The following is a 7243-nucleotide window of genomic DNA, read 5'->3' as shown; positions in this document are numbered from 1 at the left end:
CCCCCCGCGCCCCCCCCCCCCCCCCCCCCCCCCCCCCGGCCGGGGGGCCCCCGGGGGGGGGCCCGCCGGGGGGCCCCCCCCCGCGTCCGCGGTCAGCTGACCGGTCAGAGCACCAGGGCGCCGGCGTCGATCGGCAGGGCCACCCCGGTGATGTAGCGGGCCTCCTCCGAGGCGAGGAAGAGGACGGCGTTGCTCACGTCGATCGACTCGACCCAGTCGATCGGCAGCAGGATCGTGTCCGACGACGCCTTGCCGAAGTCCTCCCGGGTGGGGTTGGGGATGTCCGGGCAGAAGAGGTGGTACATGCTCTCGTTCTGGATCATCGGGGTGTCGACCTGGGTCGGGTTCACGGTGTTGACCCGGACGCGGTGCGGGGCGAGCTCCTGGGCCAGGGTCTTCATCAGGCCGACGACGCCGTGCTTGGCCGAGACGTAGTGGCTGACGCCCGAGTAGGAACGCAGCCCGGCGACCGAGCTGACCAGGATGACCGAACCGCCGTCGCCGGTGGCCACCAGGTGCGGGATGGCGACCTTGCAGGTGCGCCACACCCCGCTCAGGTTGATGTCGATCATCTCGCCCCACGTCTGCTCGGTCAGCTCGTGGGACGGGCCGTTCGACAGGATGCCGGCGTTGGCGACGACGATGTCGAGCCGGCCGAGCTCCGCGACCCCGCGGTCGAGCGCGGCGCGCAGCGACTCGGTGTCGCGCACGTCCGCCTCGGCCGCGACGATCCTGCGGCCGACCTTCTCGACCATCGCGACGGTCTCGGCGAGATCGTCCGGGGTCGCCCCCGCGTAGTCGGTGGTCTCGACCTCGGCGCACAGGTCGACCGCGATGATGTCGGCGCCCTCCTCGGCCAGGCGCACCGCGTGGCTGCGGCCCTGCCCCCGGGCCGCCCCGGTGATGAACGCGACCTTGCCGTCGACTCGGCCCGCCATGTCCGCCTCCTTGCGTCGTGATGTCACTTGACCAGTACGCCGGCGTCGACCGGCAGGGCGACCCCGGTGATGTACCGGGCTTCGTCGGAGGCGAGGAAGAGGACCGCGTTGCTGACGTCCTCGGGCTCGACCCAGGGGATCGGCAGCGCGTTCATCGCCCGCGACACCGGCGCGAAGTCCGCCCGGGTGGGGTTGTCGACCTCCGGGCAGAACAGCCGGTACATCGGCTCGTTCATGATCATCGGGGTGTCGACCTGGGTGGGGTTCACCGTCGTGACCCTGATCCGGTGCGGCGCCAGCTCCTGGGCGAGGGTCTTCATCAGGCCGACGACGCCGTGCTTGGCCGCCGTGTAGTGCGCGATGTTGGCGTAGGCCTTCAGCCCGGCCGCGGAGCTGGTGAGGATGATCGCGCCGCCCCGGCCGCCGGCGATGACATGGGGGATGGCCGCGCGGCAGGTGCGCCAGACGCCGTTCAGGTCGACGTCGATGATCTCCAGCCAGATCTGTTCGGTCATCTCCACCATGGGCGCCGGCGTGTTGACACCCGCGTTGGCGACGACGATGTCGAGCCGGCCGAGCTCGGCGACCCCCTCGTCGACGGCGGCCGTCACCGCGGCCAGGTCGCGCACGTCCGCGCGGCGGGCGACGACCCGCTGGCCCAGCGCCTCGACCAGCGCGGCGGTCTCGGCCAGCTCCGCCTCGCCGGCGAGCCGGTAGGGCACGGTGCTCATCGGCGCGCAGGCGTCGAGCGCGATGATGTCGGCGCCTTCGGAGGCCAGCCGGACGGCGTGGGCGCGGCCCTGCCCGCGCGCGGCGCCGGTGATCAGGGCGACCTTGCCGGCTACCCGCCCGCTGCCCGCGCTCATTTGATCAGTCCATAGCGGCGGCGGTCGATGGTGATCGCGACGGCCGCGATGACCACCGCGCCCTTGACGATGAGCTGCGTGTACGGGTCGACGGCGGTGATGTCCATGCCGGCGCCGAGGATGACGATGACCAGCGCGCCGAGCAGGGTGCGGTGCGGCCCGCCGACGCCGCCGGACAGCGCGGTGCCACCGACGACGATCGCCGCGATCGAGTTCAGCAGGCTGGGGTCGGCGCCGAGCGGCACGCCGGTGCTGGCCTGGCCGGTGAAGATGATGCCGGCGACGGCCGCGATGACCCCGGCGAGCGCGAAGACCAGCAGCTTCACGGCCTGCACCCGCACGCCGGACAGCCGCGCGGCACGCTCGTTGCCGCCCACCGCGTAGAGGTGCCGGCCGAACGAGGAGGCGAACGCGAGCACGGTCAGCAGTGCCGTCAGCACCAGGGCGATGAGCGCGCCGTTCGGGATGCCGGGGATCGACGACTCGTTGACGAGCGTGTGCAGCAGCCCGGAGCTGAAGGCCACCGGGCCGCCGTCGGAGATCGTGTTCGAGACTCCGTTGAGGACCGACATCATTCCCAGCGTCACCAGGAACGACGGAACCCGCAACATGGTGGTGATGAGCCCGTTGACCAGGCCCACCAGACCGCCGACCGCGAGCACGGCGACGATCGCCAGCGGCCCGCCGAGCGAGTCGATCCAGGTGGCGATGAGGATGCCGGCCAGCGTCGCGTTCGCCGCCACCGACAGGTCGATGCCGCCGATGAGGATGACGAACGTTCCCGCGAGCGCGATGACGGTCAGGAACGCCATCTGCCGCAGGATGTTCTGCGCCGAGTCGGTCGACAGGAACGCCGAGTTCTGGCTGCCGAAGTAGATGATGAGCGCCAGCAGCGCGATGATCGGGACGGCGACCGTGCGGCTGCGCGACAGCGTGGCGGTGACCGCGGTGAGCGCGGTGAGCCCGGAGCGGTCGGGCGGCGCCGAGGGGTCGCCCCGAGGGCCGGCGACCTGCGGCGCCGCCAGATCGGTCGAGTTGTGGGTCACGGGGTCCTCACATCATGTGACTGATGACGTCGACGTCGGTGGGTTTGCTGGTCGCGGGCGACGCGATCTCGGCCGTCACCCGGCCGTCCTTGAGCACGACGATCCGGTCAGCCAGGCCGATGATCTCTTCCAGCGACTCGGCGCACAGCAGCACGCCGACGCCGTCCCGGGTCAGGCCGCGGATCATCGTGTAGATCTCTTCGCGGGTGCCCACGTCGATCCCGCGGGTGGGGTCGTCGAGCACGAACACGCGGACCTTGCGGGCCAGCCAGCGGGCGAACACCGCCTTCTGCTGGTTCCCGCCGGAGAGCTCCCGGATGGGAGTGGCCAGCGAGTCCGTCTTGATGCGCAGCCGCGACGCCAGCCCGGCCGCCCGCCCGCGCTCGTCCCGCAGCCGGAGCAGCCCGGACCAGCGGGAGGTGAGCAGGTCGAGGAAGCCGATGGAGATGTTGCCGCGCACCGACATCGTGACGAAAAGGGAGTCGTTGGCCCGTTCCGGCGGGACGTAGCAGACCCCGGCCCGCACCGCCCGGCGGACCGACCAGCGGTCGCGCCGGCGCCCGTCGACGGTGAGCGAGCCGCCGTCGAGCGACCTCGCGCCGGCCACCGCGGCGGCCAGCTCCGACTTGCCGGAGCCGATCACGCCCGCCACGCCGACGATCTCGCCGGGCCGGATCGCCAGGTCCACGTCCGTGAACGCGCCGGCCACCGATCCGCCCCTGATCTCGAGGATCGGCTCGGTGGCGCTCGCGCCGGTCTGGTCGGTCTCGCGGTAGTAGTCAGCGCTGCGCTCCCGGCCGACCATCAGCTCGTGCAGCCGCCGGTCGGTGACGCCCTCGTTGTGGACGTCGTCGACCACCTGCCCGTCCCGCAGCACCAGCAGCCGGGTGGACAGGCGCAGCACGTCGGGCAGGATGTGCGAGACGTAGATGAACGACGCCCGGTCCCGCCACCGCTCGATCAGCGAGAACAGCAGCTCGGCCTCGTGCTCGGACAGGGCGCTGGTCGGTTCGTCGAGCAGGATGAGCGGCGGGGTGTCCGCGGTGCGGGCGTCCGCGAACGCCTTGGCGATCTCGACGAGCTGGCGCTGCGGGTAGGTCAGGTCGGCGACGAGGGCGTCGGCCCTGACGTCGTCGACGTGCATGTCCCGCAGCAGCGCCGTCGCGGCGGCCCGCAGCCGCCGTTTGCGCCCGGGCCCCCGGCCACCGGTCCGGATCTCGCGGCCGAGGTAGATGTTCTCGTAGACGCGCAGCGACTCGACGAGGGCCTGTTCCTGCACCACGACGGCGACACCCAGGCCGCCGAGCGCCCGGGGGTCGCCCAGCGGCGCCTCCCGGCCGCCCACCGTCATGGTTCCGGTGTCCGGCCGGACGGTGCCGCTGAGCACCCCGATCAGGGTCGACTTGCCGGCGCCGTTCTCGCCGATGAGGCCCAGCACCTCGCCCGTGCCCACCGTCAGGGACACGTCGCGCAGCGCCTGGACGGGACCGTAGCGCTTGGAGATCCCCGCAAGGGCGACGGTCGACTGCGTGGGCACGGCTGGCTCCACCCCTCTTTCTGTCTGCTTGGCCTTTCTGCCTGCCTGGCCCGTCAGGCGACGAGGCTGTCCTTGAACTCGAACAGCGGGCCCGACTTGAAGGCGTCCGCGTAGGTGGTCCGCACCGAGGCGATGTCGGCGGACGCCCAGGCGGAGTTCAGCTTGTACTCGTCCTGCGGGACGCCCTTGTAGAACTCGTTGGGGTCGATCGGGTTCAGCAGGGTCTGCGGGTCCCAGTCGTCCGGGTGCAGGGCCTTGCTCATCAGCTGCCAGTCGAACGGCAGCTTGTCGGCGTAGACGGTGCTCAGCACCTTGTCGGCGGACTCGGGGGTGACCAGCAGCGCGCCCTGGGAGATGAACTTCTCCGGGAGGGAGAACTCGACGTCGTTCAGCACGTCGAAGACGGTGATCCCGAGCAGGCCGGCGGTCAGACCGCCGATGGTCGCGCTGGTCAGGTACTGCTTGCCCTGGGCGATGTACTCGATGTTCTGCCGGTTGCCGTCGAACCCGACGACGATCTTGCCGGTGATGCGCTGGGCGTCCAGCGCCGCGATGACGCCGGCGGCCTCGCTGTCGTTCTGGGCGAAGACGCCGACGAAGTCCTTGACCGACGGCAGGATGTTCGTCAGCGAGGTACGGGCGTCCTCGGAGGTCCAGTTGCCCGGCGACGCGGTGACGATCTTGATGTTCGGGAAGTCCTTCAGCGCCGCGTTCAGGCCCGCGGTGCGCTGGTCGTCGGCGGAGGAGCCCTTCTGGCCCGGGACGTGGATGATCGTGCCGGAGCCGCCGACCTTCTCGAACATCGCCCGCGCGGTGGCCTCCGCGATCTTCACGGACGGCGGTGTCATGAACCGGACCCACTTGTCCGCGTCGGCCGGGGTGTACCAGGCCGGGGCGGTGTAGGAACTGGCGTAGAGGATGCCGGCGGACTGGCAGGCCTTGGTGACGGCCGCCGCCTGGGCCTCGGTCGCCGGGGTGCCGAAGATCGACGCCCCGCCGGAGGTCCGCACGTTGCCGACCTGCCCGATGGCGGTGTTGACGTTCCCCTGGTCCTCCAGGGTGGACATCTTCACCCCTAACGCGGCCATCGCCTGCTTGCCGCCCTCGTTGAAGGCGACGAAGAAGTCGTTGGACAGCGTGGTCACCTGGGAGAAGGTGCTCTTGCGGACCAGGTCGTCGCCGCCGCTCCCGCCCGCGCCGGCGGGAGCGGCCGACGAGTCGGAGTCGGAGCCGCAGGCGCCGATACCCAGAGCGATGCCCGCGGCGCCCATGGCGGCGAGGAACGAGCGCCGTGAGGTGGGGTGCGAGAATCTCGCGTTTCTCGCGAAATCGACGATTCGTGACTCGTTCGAAGCCATCGTGCTGTCTCCTTGATGAGCCGGATGTCCCGCCTTGGCGCGGCGGCGACGGCCGGTCGGGGCGCGCGCATCCGCGATGCCGGTCGCGTTGGCGGACCCGGTGAATCGGTCGGTGAATCGTCTGCTCGACGCGTTTCCGGCCGGCCGGGTGATGCCGTCGCGTGATAGCGCGGGAAGGTGAAGGGGCTTATGGGTTCCGAGCCGGGTGTCGGGCTCGGGGAATAGCCGGGAGAACGGTTGGTACGGGTCAGCCGGACGTGGCGGCGGGTGCGCCGAGCAGCTGGGCGGCGAACCAGCGCGACGCGTGCGCGGCGGCCCGGTCGAGCTTCGACCGGTCGCTGTAGAGGGTCATGTGCGTCGTGTGCGGAAGGACCACGAGTTCCTTCTTCGCGGTCGGGAGGCGGTTGTACACGCCGATCTCGAGGTCCCACAGGGTGATGTCGTCGCCCTCGGCCACGATGACCATCGTCGGGGTGTCGTAGATCCGGTCGGCGAACGGCGTGATGTCGTAGTTCAGCAGCAGGTCGACCGACTCCATGGTGCTGCGGTTCTGGTACAGCGGCGCCTCGGTGGCCTGGAGCGCGGCGAAGGTGGTGCGCGTCTCGGGGAACGGCCAGCTCGACAGCTCCGTGTCGGGTGTCTCGCTGGCGTGCGGGATGTACAGGCGTTTCGCCGGGTCCTCGTAGCGCAGCCGCCGGTCGGTGAGGATCGCGTCCCACAGCTTGCGGTAGCCGACGCCGCCGTGGACCCGGCGCATGTTCCGGTAGCCGTCCACCACCGGGATCTGGCTGACGACCGCCTTCACCCGCGGGTCGGTGGCCGCGAGGACCAGCACGTGCCCGCCGGAGTAGGAGATGCCCCAGGCGCCGAGCCGGTCCGGGTCGATGCCGTCGGCGCGCTCCAGGAAGCTCAGCGCGTTCTGGTAGTCGCGGATCTGCGCCCACGGGTCGAGGTGCTGGCGCGGCTCGCCGTCGGAGACCCCGAGATTGCGGTAGTCGAACACCAGCGCCGCGATTCCCAGGGCCGCGAACGCCTCCGCGTAGTAGGGCATGACGAGTTCTCGCACATAGCACCAGCCGCCGGCCAGGACGACGGCGGGAACGTTTTCGGTGCCCGCGTCGACATCCGGTCGGTAGAGCCAGCCGCGCACCGTGGTGCCCTCACTGCTGAACTCGACGTCTTCTCGGCGCATCGGAAGTCCTCCGGCGTGGGCGGAGCGGATGGAATGCTTTGTCTCAGGCTTTCGCCCGCCCCGGCCCATGGTCTTGGGGCTGGTATCGGAAGCGGCCGGGGCGACTTTTGGTGTCGCGGCGGCCGGCAGATTTCGGGTGCGTTACCCGTGGGCGTGTCGACCATCGTGGATGGCGTCCGTCACGTTGTCAAGTGGCACTTGACAGTCGGTCCGGGTGGCCGACTCTGGTCACTCTCGGTGCCGACCCGGCCAGGTGTCAAGTGCCACTGGACACCCGGGTTTGGTCGCGGCTACGTTGACCGCCAC

At 70.8% G+C, this 7243-nt stretch carries 6 protein-coding genes; all 6 read right to left on the bottom strand.

Annotated features, from left to right (window positions below; genetic code table 11):
• Positions 1-104: 104 nt before the first annotated feature.
• The 6 genes from I6A81_RS21825 to I6A81_RS21800 all read right to left on the bottom strand — a co-directional run bounded on the left by I6A81_RS21825 (position 105) and on the right by I6A81_RS21800 (position 6937).
• Positions 105-938: a mycofactocin-coupled SDR family oxidoreductase gene (locus I6A81_RS21825; protein WP_202999119.1), complete on the bottom strand. Its 834-nt coding sequence runs from the start codon at positions 936-938 to the stop codon at positions 105-107.
• A 23-nt stretch (positions 939-961) separates the two neighbouring features.
• Positions 962-1804, bottom strand: coding sequence for a mycofactocin-coupled SDR family oxidoreductase (locus I6A81_RS21820; RefSeq protein WP_202999117.1), 843 nt, complete (start codon positions 1802-1804; stop codon positions 962-964).
• Entirely contained in the window at positions 1801-2850 is a 1050-nt protein-coding gene (locus I6A81_RS21815; RefSeq protein ID WP_202999115.1) for an ABC transporter permease, read from the bottom strand. The genes I6A81_RS21820 and I6A81_RS21815 overlap by 4 nt, the downstream gene beginning before the upstream one ends.
• A gap of 7 nt (positions 2851-2857) precedes the next feature.
• Positions 2858-4387 carry a sugar ABC transporter ATP-binding protein gene (locus I6A81_RS21810; protein WP_202999113.1) on the bottom strand — a complete coding sequence of 510 codons (1530 nt, stop codon included), beginning with the start codon at positions 4385-4387 and terminating at the stop codon, positions 2858-2860.
• Between the two features lie 53 nt (positions 4388-4440).
• On the bottom strand, positions 4441-5745 hold the full coding sequence (locus I6A81_RS21805; protein ID WP_202999111.1) for a sugar ABC transporter substrate-binding protein: 1305 nt from the start codon (positions 5743-5745) through the stop codon (positions 4441-4443).
• A gap of 247 nt (positions 5746-5992) precedes the next feature.
• Positions 5993-6937: an alpha/beta hydrolase gene (locus I6A81_RS21800; protein WP_202999109.1), complete on the bottom strand. Its 945-nt coding sequence runs from the start codon at positions 6935-6937 to the stop codon at positions 5993-5995.
• Between the last annotated feature and the right edge of the window lie 306 nt (positions 6938-7243).

The sequence above is a fragment of the Frankia nepalensis genome (genome assembly GCF_016786325.1).
GTDB lineage: Bacteria > Actinomycetota > Actinomycetes > Frankiales > Frankiaceae > Pseudofrankia > Pseudofrankia nepalensis.
The sequence above is the reverse complement of the archived record's forward strand: the minus strand, read 5'-3'. Positions and strand labels throughout refer to the sequence as shown.